Origin of the sequence: Rhizobium sp. ERR 942, assembly GCF_007828395.1 — a bacterium.
GTDB lineage: Bacteria > Pseudomonadota > Alphaproteobacteria > Rhizobiales > Rhizobiaceae > Rhizobium > Rhizobium dioscoreae.
The window spans coordinates 258447-275846 of record NZ_VIUA01000001.1; the positions used below are offsets into that span (position 1 = coordinate 258447).

Here is a 17400-nt window from a genome sequence, read left to right on the forward strand (position 1 = left end):
TTTGTGGTCTTGGCGGGCACCCCGTCATCCGCCTGGCGGCACCTTCTCCCCGCTGGGGAGAAGGGGGACAGCGGCGATATCCGCTCATATGCGATACCCCTGCCCACAAGGGGGGAGATCGTAGGGAGCTTGCTGCTCTTCCTTTCGAACCGACGAATTGCAGTTTCTGCAGATACGATGTGCCTTGGGCTCATGGGTGCCGCCCCAATCTCCCCCCTTGTGGGGGAGATGTACCGAAAGGGACAGAGGGGGGTATCACAGGTGCGGCAAACTGGTGGAAGCCAGGCGAACGAAGCGACCCCTTGCTAACCACCTTCCCACATGCAACCTTCCTCTCTTCAAGAGGAGGGACACCATGCATCTCACCACGCTGCTCGCCTTCGCCGCCGTTTCCTTCATCGGTATTGCAACGCCGGGGCCGACTGTGCTTCTGGCGCTGACCAATGGTTCGCGCTTCGGCGTCAGGCGGGCCCTGCCGGGCATGATCGGTGCCGTTCTTTCTGACGCCGTACTGATCAGCGCTGTTGCCATCGGGCTTGGCGCCCTGCTGGCGGCTTCCGAATTCTGGTTTTCGGTTCTGAAATGGGTCGGCGCGGCCTATCTTGCCTTTCTCGGCATCATGATGCTGCGCTCCAAGGGAAGCATCGACGGCGCTTTGCAGGCGAGCGCGGGCCAGACGAAAGGAACCGCTTTCTCGATTGGGCTGAAGAGCTTCATGGTCGCTGTCACCAATCCGAAGGGTTATCTCTTCTTCTCGGCCTTCCTGCCGCAGTTCATCGATCCCTCGGCGCCGCAGATGCAGCAATATATCGTGCTCGGCGCGATCTTCGCCGCGCTCGATTTCATGATCATGTTCGGCTATGCGGTCTTCGGTTCGCAGGCCGTGCGTGTGCTGAAGTCGGAAGGGGCGAAATGGCTCGAGCGCGCCTGTGGCGGCGCGCTGCTGGCTCTTGCCGGATCGCTGGCGCTCTATCGGCGCGCCGTGAATTAAAGGCCTAGTGGCGGCTTAACGCCGTCTCGAAGACTTCCCTGTCGACATTGCCGCCCGACGTGACCGCGATCACCGTATCGCCGTCGATGTGCTTGCCGTGGAAGAGTGCTGCAGCAAGCGCGACGGCGCCGCCCGGCTCCACCACGATCTTCAAACGGGTGAAGGCAAGCGCCATGGCCTTCTGTGCTTCCTCATCCGTCACGACGAGGCCGAGGCCGCAGAGGCGCTTGAGGATCGGAAAAGTGATGTTGCCGGGCTGCGGTGTGATGATGGCGTCGCAGATCGAGCCCTGCAGTGCGGCATTGCGCTCGATCTTACCCGAGGCCAGCGAGCGCGTGGTGTCATCAAAATTTTCCGGCTCGCATGGATGCACCTTCAGGCCCGGAGCGCGGGATTCGAGCGCCAGTGCAATCCCCGAAGTCAGGCCTCCTCCGCCGCAGGGAACAAGGACGCTGGCCGTCTCGATGCCTTCCTCGGCGGCCTGTTCGGCAATTTCCAGCCCGGTCGTTCCCTGGCCGGCGATCACCTGCGGTTCGTCGAACGGTTTGATGAGCGTCAGACCGCGCTCGCTTGAAATACGTGCGCCGATCTCATCGCGATCTTCCTTTACGCGATCGTAGAGCACAACCTCGGCACCGAAGGCACGGGTATTGGCGATCTTCAGCTTCGGCGCGTCGGTCGGCATGATGATGACAGAGGGAATGCCGTGCAGCTTTGCCGCCAATGCCACGCCCTGGGCATGGTTGCCGGAGGAGAAGGCGATCACGCCTCTGGCCCGCACGTTTGGCTCCAGCGCTGAAACAGCCGACCAGCCGCCGCGAAACTTGAAGGAGCCGGAATGCTGCAGGCATTCGGCTTTCACGAACAGGCGGCGCCCGGCGATTTCATCGAGAAAGGGCGAGGAGAGGAGCGGCGTGCGGCGCGCCCGGCCGCCGAGGCGAGTGCGGGCGGCTTCGATCATTGCGATATCGACCATGGAGGGATCACTCTTCGGATTCAGAAAGACTTCCCTCCATAAAGCGCCCGTCTTTCCTTTAAAACAACGAGATTGTCTCCGTGACACTTCAAGTGACGTCAGGCAGCGAAAGATGCCCAACATCGTAGGTCTGGACCCCTGGCCGGACCGGATCTTTAGGTGGCTCTGCCAAGAGGCGGAAGCGCACCAACGTCCAGTGTGTCGGCTCGAAGGCGGTGACCGAGGCGAGCGCTTCGTCGTTCGAGATGACTTGCGCTGCTGCTTCAATCTCCTTCGCGCGGAGTTCGGCAAGCGATGTCTCGGCATCGATTGCGACCACCTCGCGTGTCGCGAATTTGGTGCGGCGAATATCCCTGGACGTATCGGCGTGCCAGACGATCCAGGTATTGACCTGGGGGCGACCGAAATTCTCCGTCAAGGCTTGGAAGCCTGGGCCGCAGACGAAGTCGCTGAGACCTTCTTCCTGCTGCCAGACGTAGAAGGGCGAGTAGAAATTCTGCCGGCTTTCGGTGACGGCATCGCCCTTTCTCGCCGTCAGGTAGGCCTTGAATTTCAGGCCTGGAAGATTATCGAGCAGCGGACCTTTTTCGCGGATACGGCGATCGATGATCGCCATGTCATAATCCGCTGGGAGGGGAAAGTTATATTGCATGGCGATCATTGGTCATTCCTCCAGCCAGGTCACGGCGCTTCCATTCTGCGCCGCCTGGATACTGATATAGGAGAAGGCGTTCTCCGGCCCCGCGCCGTGCCGGTGGCGCTCGTTCGGGGCGAAGCTGATGCAATCGCCGGCGCGCAGCTCTTCAGCCGGGCCGCCGAAGCGTTCGGCAAGTCCGACGCCGGACAGAACATAGAGGATCTGTCCGTGCGGATGCGTATGCCAGCGTGTCATGACGCCGGGTTCGAGTTCGCAGCGCATGGCTGTGAGGCCGCCGTTTTCGGCGTTCTCCACCAGCGACTCCACCAGGAAGGAGGCCGTGGCGATGCCCTCGGGCGACGGCCGCATATTCGTGCCGGCGCGGTGGATGGCGGGCGATTGCGAAGATGTCGTCTGAGGCATCGCTCTTAGACCTGCTCGATCATCTGCGCGCGGCCGTCAGAGAAGGACCAATCTTCGCGCGTCGCGGTGGTGATGGTAATCATGATGTCTTCGGGGCGGACGCCAGGCGCATCGCCAAGGAGTTCAGCGACGCGTCGATAGAACGCTTTCTTGACCTCCGTGCTGCGCGGCTTGCCGATCGTGACATCGAAAAAGACGTAATCATCCGAGCGCGGCTTGCTGGCGAAATAGGTCCGATCGAAGACGAGTTCATGCGGCTCCAGCTGATGAATGGACTGGAAGCGGTCGGTCGGCGGTACCTCGAAGGCTTCGACCAGAGCGCGGTGGAAATTATCCGAAAGTGCCTTGAGATATTCCGGCGACTTGCCGCGCAGAAGGGTGATGCGGGTGAATGGCATGGGATTGCTCCTGTTTCCGTGTCACTTGACGATCATAGAATGCCAGCGGATAATCATCCTGAAAATCAGATAATTCCGAATAAATAGTCCCGAAAATATGGATGGTTATTCATGCGAAAGGTCATCTTCGATCTCGATGTGCTGCGCAGCTTCGTCACTGGCATGGATCTCGGCAGTTATGCCAAGGCGGCCGACAGGCTGGGGCGTTCGACCTCGGCGATCAGTGCCCAGCTGAAGAAGCTGGAAGAGCAGGCAGGCATGCCGATTTTCCGCAAGGCGGGTAGAGGGTTGGCGTTGACGGAAGCCGGCGAGACGATGCTTGGCTATGCCCGGCGGCTGCTTGATCTCAACGACGAGGCGGCCACGGCGCTGCATGGGACGGAGCTTGAGGGCTGGGTGCGGCTCGGCTTGCAGGAGGATTTCGGCGAGACACTGCTGCCGGACGTATTGGGTCGCTTCGCCCGTGCCAATCCGAAAGTGCGCATCGAGGCGCGTGTCGTGCGCAATGCGGAACTTGTGGAGCGGGTGACATCAGGCAAGCTCGACCTGGCGCTTGCCTGGAGCGACGGCTTTCGCACGGCCTACACAGACCGTATTGCCGAAGTGCCACTGTGCTGGGTCGGTCCGGCAAATGGCGCTGTGCATTGGCATGCCGACAGCGGTGAGGTCATGCCGTTGGCTTCGCTTGAGGCGCCATGCCTGCTGCGCAACATCGCCACGAAGACGCTCGATCGCGCCGGTATCGGCTGGCGGATATCCTTCGTCAGCCCCAGCCTCGGCGGCCTTTGGGCTGCGACGGCGGCGGGTCTCGGCCTGACACTGCGCACGCCGCTCGGCTTGCCGCCAAAGGTGCGGCAATTGACGCCTGGCGAGGCGGGCCTGCCGGCGTTGCCGACGCTCGATCTCGTCCTGCATCGTGCCGAGGCGGAGGGAAGCCCGGCGACGGAGCGGCTGGCATCCATCATGTTGCAGGCAGTGCGGCAGACCATCGAGACCGTGCCGCAGAGCCGCATATTCGAGGATGCGCCTAGTCACGATGTCGTCATGGCCTGAGATACGGCAGCGGATTCCGAAGATTCCTCCGTCAGGCTGGCGATGCGGATTTCAGCCTGTGCGGCAAGCACTTGCAGATCGCGCGGCTGGCCCGCCAGCCTTTCCATGGCGGCGATCGCGACATCCGTCGTTACATAATCCGGCTTGTGGCCGAGATTGCGGATGGTGATGAGTTCGGCGCCTGCGATATCGCGGGCGAGCCCGCGCGAATGCAATTCCTCCAGCACGACATCATCACTGTCGCCGGTGATGATGATGGTGGGCGCCTTGATCTCGCTGTAGCGCGGCGCGTGAGCGGAGACATAGGCAAAGAGATTGACCACGTCGATTGCGTTGTTGCGGAAGGTCTGGGGCCGCAACACCAGTTCCGGTGCCGTCTTCATGATGTAGTCCGCTGGTCGCGCATTTGGGCGGAAGATGCTGAGCGTGCCGGTCTCGACCCGGCGCAAGCCGAGCGGGATGACGAAAAGCTGAGTGAAGAGCCAGCCAAAGACGGGGGTGGCGGCAAGCGTATAATACCAGTCGACGCCGCCCGACCAGGGGTGCGTCGCCGGGGAGAGGAAGAGCAGCCCCTCGGTCTTCTCCGGATGTCGCATGCCGAAAGCGGCCGCGATCGCACCGCCGAAGGAGTGGCCGATGATGATGGCGCTTCTGATGCCGCGCTTCTCCATGAGCTTTGCAATGGCATCGGCCTGACCGGAGGGAAGGGCGTTTTCGGCAGGCCCGCGTTCGGAATAGCCGTGACCGGGGCGGTCGACGAACAGCATTTCAGCGCGGCCGGCCAAAGGTGCGGCAAAGGCTTCGAACTGGTCGCGCAGATTGCCGCTCGCCCCATGGATAAAGACCAAGGCCGGCAGATCAGCTGTTGCCGGGCGTGGCAAATGTACGGCATTGAGGCGATAGCCGCCGATATCGGTAAGCTCGCCAATATTGGGATAGGCCTGCTCGATGGCACGGGTTTTGTAGGCGGAAAAGCCTGCGGCGAAAACGATAAGGATAACGATGACGGCGAACAAAGAATCGATCATTGCGGCACGGATCAAATATCTTAAGACGCTAATCTAGCGCGATATTGCGGCTTTTCATCCCTCCAAATGCGATTTCCGCCGGGAGACCGCCGCATGCAATCAGGTGCGGCTGCCGGCAAGTTTTTCCGAGAGCTTGCCTGCTTCTTCCTGGGCCGATCGATTCGCCGGGTAGACCTCCAGAAAGCGGTCCCAGATCTTCAGGGCCTGTGCGTCGTTGCCGCGCTCGGTCAGCATCGCCGCCATGCCGGCCAGCGCGCCGAAATGGCGCGGCTCGATGCGCAGGACCTGATTTATGTCTTCCATCGACTTGCGATAGTCGCCGATCGCAAAATTGAGCGTGGCGCGTCGGTTCCAGCCTTCGACATAGTCGGGCTTCAGCGAGATCACCTGATCGAGATAATCCATCGCGGCGGCATTACGCTTTTCCTGAATCGCCTTGTCGGCCCATTGCATCAGGAGATTGATGGTGGCGCTGCCGGAATCGCTGAGCTCGGCACTGATCTGATCTGCAATCAAGCTTGCCTGGTCGGGATCGCGCTGCCGCCTGAGCGCTGTGAACAGATTGTCGAGCTGCTGCTTGGGCGACAGGGTGCCGGAGGAATTGCCCTGGTTCTGCTTTTCCACAGGGTTTGGTTCATCAGCCGGCGCCGCATGGGGTGCAGAGGCAGTCAGAGCAAACAGAATCGGCAGGGCTAGATATGACAAAGCAAAAACGCGCATGGCGGGCATAGTAGCCCGCCAATGTCGAAGATCAAAAACAAATTTGATGCGATCAACTAAAACTGAGGCCCGATCCATGGATCGGAGCCGCGCGCTGTATCAGCCCTGACGAGCCTTGTAGCGCGGGTTCAGCTTGTTGATGATGTAGATGCGGCCCTTGCGGCGGACGAGACGGTTGTCACGGTGGCGCGCCTTGAGCGACTTGAGCGAATTCTTGATCTTCATTTTTCTGATCCGCGATCTCTGAGGGGGAATGTCACATTCGCCCGGGTCTTTTAACAATCAAAAGCGCGCTCGGGGCGCGCTCTTTAGGGTGGGGAGCAAATACCCTGTCATACCGGGCCTGTCAACCATGTCAGGGCTTTTTCCCGCTGCTCTTAGCGGAGAAGCTGTGTGACATGGCCCATCTTGCGGCCCGGCCGGGCTTCGGTCTTGCCGTAGAGATGCACGAGCGTGTCGTCAAGGCGCAGCCATTGCGGCAATGCCAGGATGTCGTCGCCGATCAGATTTGTCATGACACAATCCGAATGGCGCTGAGGATTTCCGAGCGGCAGGCCGGCGACGGCGCGGATGTGCTGCTCGAATTGCGAGATGACGCAGGCGGCTTCCGTCCAATGGCCGGAATTATGGACGCGCGGCGCCATTTCATTGGCGATCAGGCTGCCATCGGCAAGTACGAAGAACTCGATACCGATGACGCCGACATAACCAAGCGCCGTCAATATCTTCTCGGCAGCGTCGCGCGCAGCCGCGGCCGTCTCCTGCGAAATGCTCGCCGGCAGCGTCGAGGTGTGGAGAATGCCGTTGCGATGAACGTTCTCCGCCGGATCGTAGCAGGCGACTTTCCCGTCGCTTCCGCGAGCAGCGATGATCGAGATTTCGCGCTCGAAGGATACGAAGCTTTCCAGAATCAGCGGCACGCTGCCCAAGGCTGCATAACCGCCTTCGGCGCTGTCGGCGGCGGAGCGATAAACGCGCTGGCCTTTGCCGTCATAGCCGAGACGGCGCGTCTTTAGCACGCCCTGACCGCCGAAATCGGCGAGTGCCTTTTCGAGATCGTCCTGGCTATCGACGGCATGAAAACGGGCCGTCGGAATGCCGCAACCATTGATGAAGCTCTTTTCGGTCAGCCGGTCCTGCGCCATTTCAAGCGCCTTGGGCGGCGGATAGACCGTTACCTGCAAGGCAAGATCCTCAGCGGCGGTCACGGGCACATTCTCGAATTCATAGGTCACGACATCGCAGCGCTTCGCCAGCTCGGCAAGCGCTGCCGCATCGTCATAGGCGGCCGCTATCTGCGCGTTGGCGACATGGGCGGCCGGGCAATCCGCCTGCGGCTCGAGGATGATGGTGCGAAAATTCAGGCGTGCGGCCGCCATGGCCAGCATGCGGCCGAGCTGGCCACCGCCGATGATGCCGATCGTCTTCGCGTTCATAGGTCGTCCATCGGATATTCGGCGACCGCCGCGCTCTGGCGTGCCCGCCATTCGTCGAGCCGGTCGGCGATCTCTTCATCGCCAAGCGCCAGCACGGCGGCGGCAAGAAGGGCGGCATTGACCGCGCCGGCCTTCCCGATCGCAAGCGTGCCGACGGGAATGCCGGCCGGCATCTGCACGATCGAGAGAAGACTGTCCTGCCCGGAGAGCGCGCGGGATTGCACCGGCACGCCGAAGACCGGCAGCGGCGTCATGGAAGCCGCCATGCCCGGCAGGTGTGCTGCGCCGCCGGCGCCGGCGATGATGACCTTGAAGCCCTCGTCCTTTGCGCCCTTGGCGAAGTTCACCAGCCTGTCCGGCGTACGATGAGCGGAAATGATGCGCGCATCATAGGTGATTTCAAGCGCTTCCAAGGTGTCCGCGGCATTCTTCATGGTTTCCCAGTCGGACTGGCTTCCCATGATGATGGCGACAGGCGGTCTTTCGGTCAGCATCGTTGCGTTGTGCTCCTCAGGCGATGATATCGGGTATGATCTGATCTTCCAGCTTGGTCAGCTTGTCCTTGATGACGAGCTTCTTCTTTTTCATGCGCTGGATACGAAGGGCGTCGCAGCCCGTTTCAATCATGGCATTGATTGCGGCATCATAATCCTCGTGTTCCTGGCGCAAACGCGCCACGATCAGCCTGATTTCCGCCTGTTCCTGATCGGCCATGTTCATTTCCCCAGCATATCGCGGAATCGCATTCGTTCCGCCTCCTGAATTCCGCAAGCTCCTATCACCAAATGACGATAACGGGAAGTTATCCTTCATCACGAATTTGCCGCCTATAGGCCACGTTTTCGCCTTCGACAAAGGCTCGATCTTATGGCACAGTGGGAGGGTTGACACCTAGAGCCTTGGCGAATGGATGGTCAGGGCTCTTAAGAGGAAGGAAGGGTCATATGACTGTTCAAGCTCATCTTGAATCGCTCGAAAAGAAACATGTCGCGCTTGAGGAGGCGCTCCATGCGGCAATGTCATCTCCCTCTAGCAATGATACGGAAATAGCGGACATCAAACGCAGGAAACTGCGCGTCAAGGACGAAATCCAACGTCTGCGTTCCTCAGTCCACTGAGGCAACGTTCCAAAGTTTAAAAGCCATCGATCTTGAGGGCAAGAGAGGCGGATCGAAAGGTCTTAAGGCAAATTCCCAGTCAGGATCGATGAGCATTTCCGTTTAACGGATGCGCCAACTTCATAGCGTCGGAGGTAGGGGTTGGCGCAATTTTCCTGTTTTACGCAGCAACGCTGCCAACGATTATTTTAACTGGAGTAGATTTTGGGTGGTGCCATTGCAACACCTATGTAGACTGCCAGCGCCATATTTCCTTGTCCTGCCAATAGCTCGCAACTGCGTAAATATTGAAGCCTTTGATGGTGCAAATAATTACCCCCGCGAGCGTGTACGCTATTGGCCCCAGGGAATAAAGCTGAATGTATGCCGTCAGAATTTCCCAGAAAATCACGGCTACATAAATGGAGTAGGCAGCCACAAATAACTTCCAAAAGTGTCTTGAGCCAAATGGCAGTCTTAATGAAAACAATAATACAACGATACACTCCGGAAACGAAATCAACCATGGATATATGTCGAGGAATTCCAGAGTAACACCGTCAGTATAGGCGTAATATATGTATGCTGCTTGCAGAAGCAGCGTAAATACTGTTACCGCAATCCACTTGAGCTGGATTGGGGGCTTTTGGGAGTTCTTAAGCTCAGATCGCCTCACCGCGGGCGGGTGGGTGGCGGTCTGCGAAAAACGCGGCGATCCCATTTATGACTCCGAGTTTCATCATGCTGCCCCACGGCGAGTCCCGCAGAGATATTCGCGTATTACGCGTGAATCTTTACTTTCGCGTGAAATTGTTGAAGTGTTTTTTAAAAATCACAGGAGGCTTTGCCGCAATGTCCGCCATTGGTGCATGATGACGCTATTGGTTCCCTTAATTTTCCAGAAGCGGCTAAGCAAAGGTCTCTCTTCAGGACCAGAACTGATCCAGCCACAAATTCAGCTTGTCGAAGCCGCGGCTGTTGACCGCATAGATGCGTTTCGTGCCTTCGTTGGTGACGGAAACGAGGTTGCTGTCGAGCAGCGCCTTGAGATGCTGTGAGACGGCCGGGCGGCTGATCGGCAGGCCCTGCGCCAGTTCGTTGACCGTCTTGGGTGCGCGGCGCAATTCCTCCAGCAGATGACGCCGGTTCGGATCCGCGATGGCTGCGAAAGGGTCCATGGTCGACATGGGCGAAAGCTACGTCAAACACCAAAGGGCGGCAAGTTAATTGTGCGCTGCATGATATATTGTGAGAATGGTCGCTTGCGAAGGTTCGCGTCGTAAGTGTCCTCTGCTGCGAATTGCCGGTTTCGGCCGCTGCCCCTTGTCAGAGAGAGCTAACGGATTTACTCACGATTATCGAACCGGTGCGCCGTCGCTGACGATGGAAGCCGAAACCATGGAAGCTCGCATGACCGTGCCCGAAGATCGTTGCCGCCTTGTTCTCATCGTTCCCGATATTGCCGATATCGAGCAGCGGGCGAAGGCGGTGGCCGATGCCTTGAGGGGCGGAGACGTCGCCTCGGTGATCATTCCTCAATATGGTCTCGATGACAGCACCTTCCAGAAACATGCGGAAAAGCTGGTGCCGGTCATCCAGGCCGCCGGTGCGGCAGCGCTCATCGCCGGGGACAGCCGCGTCGCGGGCCGTGCCAAGGCCGACGGGCTGCACATCGCTGGCAACATTGCCGAGCTTACGGAAGCCGTCGAAAAATTCGTGCCGAAGCTGATCGTTGGCGGTGGCAGCGCGGCCGACAGGCATAGCGCGCTGGAGGTCGGCGAGCTCAGGCCGGACTATATCTTCTTCGGCAAGCTTGACGGCGACATCAAGCCGGAGGCGCATCCGAAGAACCTGGCACTCGGCGAATGGTGGGCCTCGATGATCGAAATTCCCTGCATCGTCATGGGTGGCACCGATCCGAAGTCGGCGCTGGACGTAGCCCTGACGGGTGCCGAGTTCGTCGCGCTGCATCAGGCGGTTTTTGCCGACCCTGCGGCAGCCCCCTCCATCGTCGCGGAAGTGAATGCGCTTCTGGACGAAAAAGCGCCACGGTTTGAGGATTGATAGCGATTCATGTCGTCAGCGCCTCGATTCCGCCATCGATCCTTCCTTGCCGTGCTTGCAGCCGGGCTCGCGGCATTTCCGTTGCTGGCCGCAGCGCAATCAGGCAACAGTGATACGTCGCTGCCCGGTGTTTCGCAGCCGGCGGAGAAGGGCGCGCGTCCCGATGACAACGCACAAACCGACGACGACACAACTGTGCCGGCTGCACCGCAGCATAACGACAATGTCATGACGCGGCCTTTGGGCGCCGATGCCGGCACCTTCAAGACCGAAAAGATTCAGCCGGGCGCGGAGCCGAAAGCTGACAGCGACATCAAGCCATCCCAGGGTGTCGGGGTTTTCGAGCGCATGGGGGCAAACTTGCCCGACCTGCCGCCGGAAAAGCCCTTCACCGGCAAGGTGGACGATGCTTATGGCGCCTTCCAGCGCGGCTATTACCTGACCGCCTTCCAAAAAGCATTGCCGCGGGCGCAGCTTGGCGATCCGGCCGCACAGACCTTGATCGCGGAGCTGATGGCACAGGGCCTGGGCGTTAAACGCGACACGAAGGACGCCGCCTTCTGGTACGGCAAGGCGGCCGAGGGCGGCGATCCCACGGCGATGTTCAAATACGCGCTGATCCTGATGGAAGGGCGCGATGTGCCCCGCGATCAGAAGAAGGCCGACGACTGGATGAAGAAGGCGGCCGATGCGGGTCAGCCTTCGGCGGAATTCAACGTAGCCCAGATGCTGACGGCCGAAAATCCTGGCCCCAAGGGCCTGCAGATGGCGCTTCCCTATTATGAGAAATCTGCCGAGCAGGGCATCGCCGACGCGCAATATGCCGTGTCGCAGCTCTATCTCAACCTTCCCGACCTGCCGCCGGAAAAGAAAGCGCGTGCGCGGGAATGGCTGTCGCGTGCCGCCAATGCCGGCTTCGATACCGCACAGCTCGACATGGGCATCTGGCTGATCAACGGCACCGGCGGCGCACAGGATCTCGAAAACGGCTTCAACTGGATGAGGGTTGCAGCCTATCGCGGCAACGTCGTTGCGCAGAACAAGCTGGCGCATCTTTATATCAACGCCATCGGCACGAAGCAGGATCCGGTGGCGGCCGCTACCTGGTATGTCATTTCCCGCCGTGCCGGCCTGAAAGACCCCGAGCTCGAGGATTTCTATCAAGGAATCGAGGACTATCAGCAGAAGGCAGCCATCGACGCAGCCAACAAGTATCGGCGCGCGCGATAATAAAGGTGTCGGATTGAGCCCTGGTGGGGCTGATCTGAGATCAGTTTGCGTCTGCCATGGTCTCGCCACTTGAAATTCCCCCGATTTTATGGTCTTGAGGCCGCCAATCTTTATTTCCGCTGACGCTCCCGCTCCGTCGGGGCCTGCTTTCAGGCCCGATCAGCGCTTTCTGCATTACCCAAGGAAACCCGATGGCCCGTTCTGCTCTTCTCAATGTCATGGTTCAGGCTGCCCTCAAGGCAGGCAAGTCGCTCAGCCGCGATTTCGGCGAAGTGCAGAACCTGCAGGTTTCGGTGAAGGGACCGGGCGATTTCGTCAGCCAGGCGGATCTGAAGGCGCAGAAGATCATCCGCGACGAGCTGTTGAAGGCACGCCCGACCTACGGTTTCCTCGGCGAGGAAGGTGAAGAGGTCAAGGGCACCGACGGCGCTCATCGCTGGATCGTCGATCCACTCGACGGTACCACCAATTTCCTGCACGGCATTCCGATGTTTGCCGTCTCGATCGCGCTCGAGCGCAACGACGAGATCGTCGCCGGCGTCATCTTCAATCCGGCGACCGACGAACTCTATACGACCGAACGCGGCGGCGGCGCATTCCTCAACGATCGTCGCCTGCGCGTCGCCTCGCGCCGTGTGCTGTCGGACAGCGTCATCGGCTGCGGCGTTCCGCATCTCGGCCGCGGCAATCACGGCAAGTTCCTAGTCGAGCTGCGCCATGTGATGGGCGAAGTCGCGGGCGTGCGCCGTCTCGGTTCCGCATCGCTCGATCTTGCCTATGTCGCTGCCGGCCGCTTCGACGGCTTCTGGGAAACCGGCCTGTCTCCCTGGGATATTGCAGCCGGCATTCTGCTGATCCGCGAAGCCGGCGGTTTCGTCTCGGATTTCCATGGCGGCACGGACATGCTCGGCACCAATTCGATCATCTGCGGCAACGAGCATATCCAGAAAGCACTCGCCGAAGTGGTTAAGCGACCGATCCCGACGAAGTAAGCCATTCCTCCGTTCGCTTTTTCGAATGACAAAACAGTCTGTTGCCAACGGACTGTTTTGTGCTTTCCGTCTCTTCAATTCGGCACAATGTTGCTCTAGTCTCCGCCTGCGGAAGATGCGGTGTCGGAGCGTGTGATGGAAAATGTGAATCTGTCGGATCTCGGATCGACCGACAACGTATCGGGAAATTACGCCTACAAGCTTTCCAGCCCGATGGCTTTCTTCTGGACGATGGTTCTTTTCCTGGTCATCGTCGGCTTCATCGTGGCGATCCTTTTCCGCCAGGCGCAGGTCGCCTTCCTGCATAATCCCGGCCTCAATGGCCTGATCGTCGGCGTTCTGGTCGTCGGCATCCTCCTTGTCTTCAACCATGTGCTAATGCTGAGGCCGGAGGTTCGCTGGTTCAATCATTTCCGTGCCGTCGGCAATGCGGACAAGGTCGGCCGCAATCCGCGGCTGCTGGCGCCGATGCGGGCGCTGCTTGGCAACCGCCGGGCGATGCAGCTCTCCACCGCGACGCTGCGCTCGATCCTTGATTCGATCGCCACACGTCTCGACGAATCGCGCGATACCTCGCGCTATCTCATCGGTCTGCTCGTCTTTCTCGGCCTTCTCGGTACTTTCTGGGGTCTGATCGGCACGATCGGCTCGATCAACGACGTCATCCAGGGCCTCGATGCCGGCACCGGCGACACCGGCGATATTCTGAGCGCCCTGAAGACCGGGCTTTCCGGCCCGCTGGTGGGCATGGGTACGGCCTTCTCGTCGTCCCTGCTCGGTCTTTCCGGCTCGCTGATCCTCGGCTTCCTCGACCTGCAGGCGGGCCGCGCGCAGAACCGTTTCTATACCGAGCTCGAAAACTGGCTTTCCTCCGTCACCGATGTCGGTTCCGACCTCACGCCTGTCATCGAAAGCGCGGCCGGTGCTTCCTCGGAAGATGTGCGGGCGCTGTCGGACTATCTGCGCAAGATCGCGGAGGAGGGCGGCGGCCAGCGTTCGGTGACCGCCATGGCAAACCTTGCCGAAGGCATTCAGGGCCTGGTCAAGAACATGCGCAACGAGCAGCAGATGCTGCGCGATTGGATCGAGGCGCAGCAGGAAGAGGCGAAATCGATGCGCCGCACGCTCGATCGCCTCGCAGACCGGATCAGCCATACCGAGAAGACCGGGAGCAAGTAGGCCATGGCGCTCGCCCGCAACCGACGCCATCAGAGAAGCGTCGACTACTGGCCAGGCTTCGTCGACGCGTTGTCCACGCTGCTGATGGCGATCATGTTCCTGCTGACGGTATTCGTCGTTGGCCAGTTCATCCTCAGCCGTGAGATTTCGGGGCGCGACGAGGTGCTCAATCGTCTCAACAGCCGCATCAACGATCTGGTACAGCAGCTGGCGCTGGAGAAGGGCAGCAAGCAGGATCTGGAGGATGCCGTCGCCAATCTGCAGGCGTCGCTGTCCTCTGCGGAGACAGAGCGCTCGCGGCTGCAGGCCCTGCTTGCAGCAGGCTCGGGCAGCAGCCAGGCCGCGGAAAAGCGGGCCGGATCGCTTTCGCAGGAGCTTGACGAGCAGAAGCAGGTGAGCGCGCGGGCAATGAGCCAGGTCGATCTGCTCAACCAACAGATTGCCGCCCTGCGCAGCCAGATCGCCGCTATCGAAGCTGCCCTTCAGGCATCGGAAGCCAAGGATCAGTCATCGCAGGTGAAGATTGCCGATCTCGGCCGGCGGCTGAATGTGGCACTGGCGCAACGTGTGCAGGAGCTGAACCGCTATCGTTCCGACTTCTTTGGGCGCCTGCGTGAAATCCTTTCCGACCGGGATAATATTCGCATCGTCGGCGACCGCTTTGTGTTCCAATCCGAAGTGCTGTTCCCATCGGGTTCTGCCGATCTCAATCCGGCCGGCCAAACGGAGATGACCAAACTTGCAGCGGCTCTCATCGATCTTTCCAAGGAAATTCCGCCCGAGATCAATTGGGTACTGCGCGTCGATGGCCACACCGACAATGTGCCGCTTTCAGGCAATGGGCGTTATCCGGACAACTGGGCTTTGTCATCCGCGCGCGCCATCGCTGTCGTCAAGTTCCTGATCTCGCAGGGCGTTCCCGCCGACAGGCTGGTCGCGGCGGGCTTCGGCGAGTTCCAGCCGATCGCCCCTGGCGATACGCCGGATGCCCGTGCCACCAACCGCCGCATCGAGCTGAAGCTGACGGAGAAATAATCGGTCATCGCTCCGGCGATGCGACACTATCGAGGCGTGCCTGCAGGAATTGCCGCACGGCTTCGCTGTCACTGAGGCCGATTGCGGTGCGATATGCGTGGGAGGCGTTTTCCATATCGCCAGTCTCGGTCAGCAGATGAGCGCGTACGGCCCAGTAAGGCTGATAGTTGACGATGTCGCGCCCGGCCATTCGGTCAAGAAGAGCCAAGCCCGCAGCAGGGCCTTCCACTCTGCCCGTCACAGCGGCGTGGCTGACGCACGCGCCGGTCGTCGGCTTCATGATCACAAGCGCTTCATAGAGTCTGGCAAGAGCGGCCCAGTCGGTCATGCCCGAGCGTCGCCGATCGGCATGCACGGACTGGATCGCAGCCTGACATTGGAATGGACCGAAACGCCCGAATGCACCGGCCCTTCGCAACAGATTGTCGGCTTCCACGATCATTTCGGCATCCCAAAGGGCCATGTCCTGCTTGTCGAGAGGGACATATCGTCCATTCGCGTCGCGCCGTGCCGCGCGACGGGATTGGCTGTAGAGCATCAACGACAACAAGCCCGCAGCCTCCGGTTCCTCGGGCAAGGTCGCAAGCAGAGTGCGGCCAAGCCAGATCGCCTCATCCGCTAGGGATCCTTGCTTGCCGATCTCTCCGTCGACCCCGTCCCAGCCGAGGCCATAGGCGGCATATATCGCCGAGAGCACGCTTTCCAATCGGTCCGGCAACACGGACCGTTCCGGAACGATAAAAGGAATATGTGCGTCGCGAATCTTGATTTTTGCCCGTACCAGCCGCTGGCTCATGGCTTGCGGCGAAACGAGGAAGGCCTTGGCGATGGTCGCGGCGTCGACGGCCAGCACGGATTGCAGCATCAGCGGGGTGTGAGCCGAGCGATCCAAAGCCGGATGGGCGCAGACGAAGAGGAGTTTCAGACGCTCATCCGGAAAGGCGGAATTGTCGGCATTCATGCGTTCCTCCGCTTCTTCGAAGGCCATCATGATCCTGTCACGCGCTCCGGCCCTGACGCTTTCGTGCCTGACCCGGCGAAGGAGGTTACGCTTGGCTACAACCAGCAGCCAGGCTTCCGGATTGTCGGGAATGCCACGTTCCGGCCAAGTACTCAGCGCTGCAGCGATCGCATCGGACAAAGCATCCTCGGCCGCCGGCACGTCGCGGAAGCGTGTGGCGAGAAAGGCAATCAGCTTGCCGTAGGATTGACGCGCCGTTTGCTCGGCGGCGCGTCCGGCATCCAACGTCATGTGATGGCTACATCTGCAGTCGCGGCCGTATCTCAACCGAACCTTGCTGGGAGATCGGTACGCGTAGCGCCCATTCCAGCGCGGCATCGAGATCCGGCACATCGATCAAATAGAAGCCGCCAAGCTGCTCCTTACCGTCAGGGAAGGGGCCATCCTTTACCTCGTGGTCCTCGCCCTGGCGACGGACGACCGTTGCCGTTTCCGGCGCCGTCAATCCCGCGCCCCCCGTCATGATGCCGGCCTGAATAAGGGCCTGCGTATAGGCGACCCAGCCGTTCTTATAGGTCGGATCGGCACGACGCCCAAAATCCTCGGCTGATTCACGAATAATCAAAGCATATTGCATGAGAAAAGTCTCCCATTTGCAGTTTTGACGATGGCCGGGCGGTGTACGCCGGAAAGCTGAATGCCGGAATATACAACACCGCTGGCAAAACGGCTTCCTGCCGCTTCGATACAATGAGCCGTGAGCCCGCGTGAATTCGACACTCGCGGAAAGATTTTTTGAAATTTGTGGCCGAAAAATCAAACGGCCGGCATGCCCGAAGGGCAGCCAGCCGTTGATGGCTTTGCAGCGAGTGCGTGACGCGAGAATTATGCGGTGGCGGTGGTCTGGTCGTCGATGACGGCGCCGCCGACGTGGGCCTTGATCGATTCGATGGCATGCAGGGCCGAGGCCTTCGCCTTATAGCCTTCCGAACCGAACATGGTTTCGCCGTTCGAGGCCTTGAAGCGGAAGCGAAACTCGCCAGCCTTGTCCTTGTAGACTTCAAATTTATACATGGTTCTCGTCTCCTAGAATCGCGTCAGCGCGGGATAACGCCGAAAATCTAGCTCAACTTTGAAACTATTTCTACAAGGTTGTATTTGGCACGACTTGCCCGATTAT

Annotated in this window: 23 protein-coding genes; 8 read left to right on the forward strand and 15 right to left on the reverse strand. The window is 60.0% G+C overall.

Annotation, left to right across the window (positions count from 1 at the left end):
* The first annotated feature begins 355 nt into the window (after positions 1–355).
* On the forward strand, positions 356–991 hold the full coding sequence (locus FBZ97_RS01200) for a LysE family translocator (RefSeq protein WP_145316105.1): 636 nt from the start codon (positions 356–358) through the stop codon (positions 989–991).
* A gap of 4 nt (positions 992–995) precedes the next feature.
* On the opposite strand, the gene FBZ97_RS01205 is transcribed toward FBZ97_RS01200, so the two are convergent.
* The 4 genes from FBZ97_RS01205 to FBZ97_RS01220 all read right to left on the reverse strand — a co-directional run bounded on the left by FBZ97_RS01205 (position 996) and on the right by FBZ97_RS01220 (position 3425).
* Positions 996–1967, reverse strand: coding sequence for a threonine/serine dehydratase (locus FBZ97_RS01205; RefSeq protein WP_145316106.1), 972 nt, complete (start codon positions 1965–1967; stop codon positions 996–998).
* 88 nt (positions 1968–2055) lie between these two features.
* Positions 2056–2628, reverse strand: a complete 573-nt coding sequence (locus FBZ97_RS01210; RefSeq protein ID WP_145316107.1) for a DUF4865 family protein — start codon at positions 2626–2628, stop codon at positions 2056–2058.
* Between the two features lie 3 nt (positions 2629–2631).
* Entirely contained in the window at positions 2632–3027 is a 396-nt protein-coding gene (locus FBZ97_RS01215; protein WP_113355218.1) for a cupin domain-containing protein, read from the reverse strand.
* 5 nt (positions 3028–3032) lie between these two features.
* Positions 3033–3425, reverse strand: coding sequence for a tautomerase family protein (locus FBZ97_RS01220; RefSeq protein ID WP_113355216.1), 393 nt, complete (start codon positions 3423–3425; stop codon positions 3033–3035).
* Between the two features lie 111 nt (positions 3426–3536).
* Between FBZ97_RS01220 and FBZ97_RS01225 the strand changes: the two genes are divergently transcribed.
* The gene (locus tag FBZ97_RS01225) at positions 3537–4478 is read left to right on the forward strand and encodes a LysR substrate-binding domain-containing protein (RefSeq protein ID WP_145316108.1); all 942 of its coding nucleotides are present in this window, start codon (positions 3537–3539) and stop codon (positions 4476–4478) included.
* On the opposite strand, the gene FBZ97_RS01230 is transcribed toward FBZ97_RS01225, so the two are convergent.
* The 6 genes from FBZ97_RS01230 to FBZ97_RS01255 all read right to left on the reverse strand — a co-directional run bounded on the left by FBZ97_RS01230 (position 4457) and on the right by FBZ97_RS01255 (position 8376).
* Complete coding sequence (locus FBZ97_RS01230) at positions 4457–5506, reverse strand: alpha/beta hydrolase (protein ID WP_113330448.1); 1050 nt, start codon at positions 5504–5506, stop codon at positions 4457–4459. The two genes, FBZ97_RS01225 and FBZ97_RS01230, sit on opposite strands and share 22 nt — an antisense overlap.
* A 99-nt stretch (positions 5507–5605) precedes the next feature.
* Positions 5606–6235, reverse strand: coding sequence for a hypothetical protein (locus FBZ97_RS01235; protein ID WP_145316109.1), 630 nt, complete (start codon positions 6233–6235; stop codon positions 5606–5608).
* 90 nt (positions 6236–6325) lie between these two features.
* The gene (gene ykgO, locus FBZ97_RS01240) at positions 6326–6451 is read right to left on the reverse strand and encodes a type B 50S ribosomal protein L36 (RefSeq protein WP_003582204.1); all 126 of its coding nucleotides are present in this window, start codon (positions 6449–6451) and stop codon (positions 6326–6328) included.
* Between the two features lie 152 nt (positions 6452–6603).
* A complete protein-coding gene (locus FBZ97_RS01245) occupies positions 6604–7662 on the reverse strand; it encodes a 5-(carboxyamino)imidazole ribonucleotide synthase (protein WP_145316110.1) in 1059 nt (352 codons plus the stop codon).
* Positions 7659–8156: a 5-(carboxyamino)imidazole ribonucleotide mutase gene (gene purE, locus FBZ97_RS01250; protein WP_173002428.1), complete on the reverse strand. Its 498-nt coding sequence runs from the start codon at positions 8154–8156 to the stop codon at positions 7659–7661. Before purE ends, FBZ97_RS01245 begins: the two co-directional genes overlap by 4 nt.
* A gap of 16 nt (positions 8157–8172) precedes the next feature.
* The gene (locus tag FBZ97_RS01255; protein WP_015341042.1) at positions 8173–8376 is read right to left on the reverse strand and encodes a DUF465 domain-containing protein; all 204 of its coding nucleotides are present in this window, start codon (positions 8374–8376) and stop codon (positions 8173–8175) included.
* 230 nt (positions 8377–8606) lie between these two features.
* Between FBZ97_RS01255 and FBZ97_RS01260 the strand changes: the two genes are divergently transcribed.
* Positions 8607–8780, forward strand: a complete 174-nt coding sequence (locus FBZ97_RS01260) for a DUF465 domain-containing protein (RefSeq protein WP_069613224.1) — start codon at positions 8607–8609, stop codon at positions 8778–8780.
* A gap of 226 nt (positions 8781–9006) precedes the next feature.
* Here FBZ97_RS01260 and FBZ97_RS01265 read toward each other — a convergent pair whose 3' ends face one another.
* Both FBZ97_RS01265 and FBZ97_RS01270 read right to left on the reverse strand, forming a co-directional pair.
* The gene (locus FBZ97_RS01265) at positions 9007–9480 is read right to left on the reverse strand and encodes a hypothetical protein (RefSeq protein ID WP_145316111.1); all 474 of its coding nucleotides are present in this window, start codon (positions 9478–9480) and stop codon (positions 9007–9009) included.
* A 205-nt stretch (positions 9481–9685) separates the two neighbouring features.
* A complete protein-coding gene (locus FBZ97_RS01270) occupies positions 9686–9946 on the reverse strand; it encodes a metalloregulator ArsR/SmtB family transcription factor (protein ID WP_015341040.1) in 261 nt (86 codons plus the stop codon).
* 223 nt (positions 9947–10169) lie between these two features.
* On the opposite strand from FBZ97_RS01270, the gene FBZ97_RS01275 reads away from it, so the two are divergent.
* From FBZ97_RS01275 to FBZ97_RS01295, 5 genes are all read left to right on the forward strand, one after another.
* Entirely contained in the window at positions 10170–10823 is a 654-nt protein-coding gene (locus tag FBZ97_RS01275; protein WP_145316112.1) for a thiamine phosphate synthase, read from the forward strand.
* Between the two features lie 9 nt (positions 10824–10832).
* On the forward strand, positions 10833–12053 hold the full coding sequence (locus FBZ97_RS01280; RefSeq protein ID WP_113330381.1) for a tetratricopeptide repeat protein: 1221 nt from the start codon (positions 10833–10835) through the stop codon (positions 12051–12053).
* 191 nt (positions 12054–12244) lie between these two features.
* Positions 12245–13045 (forward strand): inositol monophosphatase family protein, encoded by an 801-nt coding sequence (locus FBZ97_RS01285; RefSeq protein ID WP_112503102.1) that lies wholly within the window; start codon positions 12245–12247, stop codon positions 13043–13045.
* A 135-nt stretch (positions 13046–13180) separates the two neighbouring features.
* On the forward strand, positions 13181–14224 hold the full coding sequence (locus FBZ97_RS01290) for a MotA/TolQ/ExbB proton channel family protein (protein ID WP_113355205.1): 1044 nt from the start codon (positions 13181–13183) through the stop codon (positions 14222–14224).
* A 3-nt stretch (positions 14225–14227) separates the two neighbouring features.
* A complete protein-coding gene (locus FBZ97_RS01295; RefSeq protein ID WP_113421520.1) occupies positions 14228–15259 on the forward strand; it encodes a peptidoglycan -binding protein in 1032 nt (343 codons plus the stop codon).
* A gap of 4 nt (positions 15260–15263) precedes the next feature.
* On the opposite strand, the gene FBZ97_RS01300 is transcribed toward FBZ97_RS01295, so the two are convergent.
* From FBZ97_RS01300 to FBZ97_RS01310, 3 genes are all read right to left on the reverse strand, one after another.
* Complete coding sequence (locus FBZ97_RS01300) at positions 15264–16511, reverse strand: DUF6596 domain-containing protein (RefSeq protein ID WP_145316113.1); 1248 nt, start codon at positions 16509–16511, stop codon at positions 15264–15266.
* 7 nt (positions 16512–16518) lie between these two features.
* Entirely contained in the window at positions 16519–16857 is a 339-nt protein-coding gene (locus FBZ97_RS01305; protein WP_113355243.1) for a YciI family protein, read from the reverse strand.
* Positions 16858–17105: 248 nt separating this feature from the next.
* Entirely contained in the window at positions 17106–17294 is a 189-nt protein-coding gene (locus FBZ97_RS01310; RefSeq protein WP_015341032.1) for a YegP family protein, read from the reverse strand.
* Positions 17295–17400 lie beyond the last annotated feature (106 nt).

Coding starts and splice junctions, on each gene's coding strand:
- FBZ97_RS01200 (WP_145316105.1), top strand. CDS start 356: ATGCATCTCACCACGCTGCTCGCCTTCGCCGCCGTTTCCTTCATCGGT.
- FBZ97_RS01205 (WP_145316106.1), bottom strand. CDS start 1,967: ATGGTCGATATCGCAATGATCGAAGCCGCCCGCACTCGCCTCGGCGGC.
- FBZ97_RS01210 (WP_145316107.1), bottom strand. CDS start 2,628: ATGATCGCCATGCAATATAACTTTCCCCTCCCAGCGGATTATGACATG.
- FBZ97_RS01215 (WP_113355218.1), bottom strand. CDS start 3,027: ATGCCTCAGACGACATCTTCGCAATCGCCCGCCATCCACCGCGCCGGC.
- FBZ97_RS01220 (WP_113355216.1), bottom strand. CDS start 3,425: ATGCCATTCACCCGCATCACCCTTCTGCGCGGCAAGTCGCCGGAATAT.
- FBZ97_RS01225 (WP_145316108.1), top strand. CDS start 3,537: ATGCGAAAGGTCATCTTCGATCTCGATGTGCTGCGCAGCTTCGTCACT.
- FBZ97_RS01230 (WP_113330448.1), bottom strand. CDS start 5,506: ATGATCGATTCTTTGTTCGCCGTCATCGTTATCCTTATCGTTTTCGCC.
- FBZ97_RS01235 (WP_145316109.1), bottom strand. CDS start 6,235: ATGCCCGCCATGCGCGTTTTTGCTTTGTCATATCTAGCCCTGCCGATT.
- ykgO (WP_003582204.1), bottom strand. CDS start 6,451: ATGAAGATCAAGAATTCGCTCAAGTCGCTCAAGGCGCGCCACCGTGAC.
- FBZ97_RS01245 (WP_145316110.1), bottom strand. CDS start 7,662: ATGAACGCGAAGACGATCGGCATCATCGGCGGTGGCCAGCTCGGCCGC.
- purE (WP_173002428.1), bottom strand. CDS start 8,156: ATGCTGACCGAAAGACCGCCTGTCGCCATCATCATGGGAAGCCAGTCC.
- FBZ97_RS01255 (WP_015341042.1), bottom strand. CDS start 8,376: ATGGCCGATCAGGAACAGGCGGAAATCAGGCTGATCGTGGCGCGTTTG.
- FBZ97_RS01260 (WP_069613224.1), top strand. CDS start 8,607: ATGACTGTTCAAGCTCATCTTGAATCGCTCGAAAAGAAACATGTCGCG.
- FBZ97_RS01265 (WP_145316111.1), bottom strand. CDS start 9,480: ATGGGATCGCCGCGTTTTTCGCAGACCGCCACCCACCCGCCCGCGGTG.
- FBZ97_RS01270 (WP_015341040.1), bottom strand. CDS start 9,946: ATGTCGACCATGGACCCTTTCGCAGCCATCGCGGATCCGAACCGGCGT.
- FBZ97_RS01275 (WP_145316112.1), top strand. CDS start 10,170: ATGACCGTGCCCGAAGATCGTTGCCGCCTTGTTCTCATCGTTCCCGAT.
- FBZ97_RS01280 (WP_113330381.1), top strand. CDS start 10,833: ATGTCGTCAGCGCCTCGATTCCGCCATCGATCCTTCCTTGCCGTGCTT.
- FBZ97_RS01285 (WP_112503102.1), top strand. CDS start 12,245: ATGGCCCGTTCTGCTCTTCTCAATGTCATGGTTCAGGCTGCCCTCAAG.
- FBZ97_RS01290 (WP_113355205.1), top strand. CDS start 13,181: ATGGAAAATGTGAATCTGTCGGATCTCGGATCGACCGACAACGTATCG.
- FBZ97_RS01295 (WP_113421520.1), top strand. CDS start 14,228: ATGGCGCTCGCCCGCAACCGACGCCATCAGAGAAGCGTCGACTACTGG.
- FBZ97_RS01300 (WP_145316113.1), bottom strand. CDS start 16,511: ATGACGTTGGATGCCGGACGCGCCGCCGAGCAAACGGCGCGTCAATCC.
- FBZ97_RS01305 (WP_113355243.1), bottom strand. CDS start 16,857: ATGCAATATGCTTTGATTATTCGTGAATCAGCCGAGGATTTTGGGCGT.
- FBZ97_RS01310 (WP_015341032.1), bottom strand. CDS start 17,294: ATGTATAAATTTGAAGTCTACAAGGACAAGGCTGGCGAGTTTCGCTTC.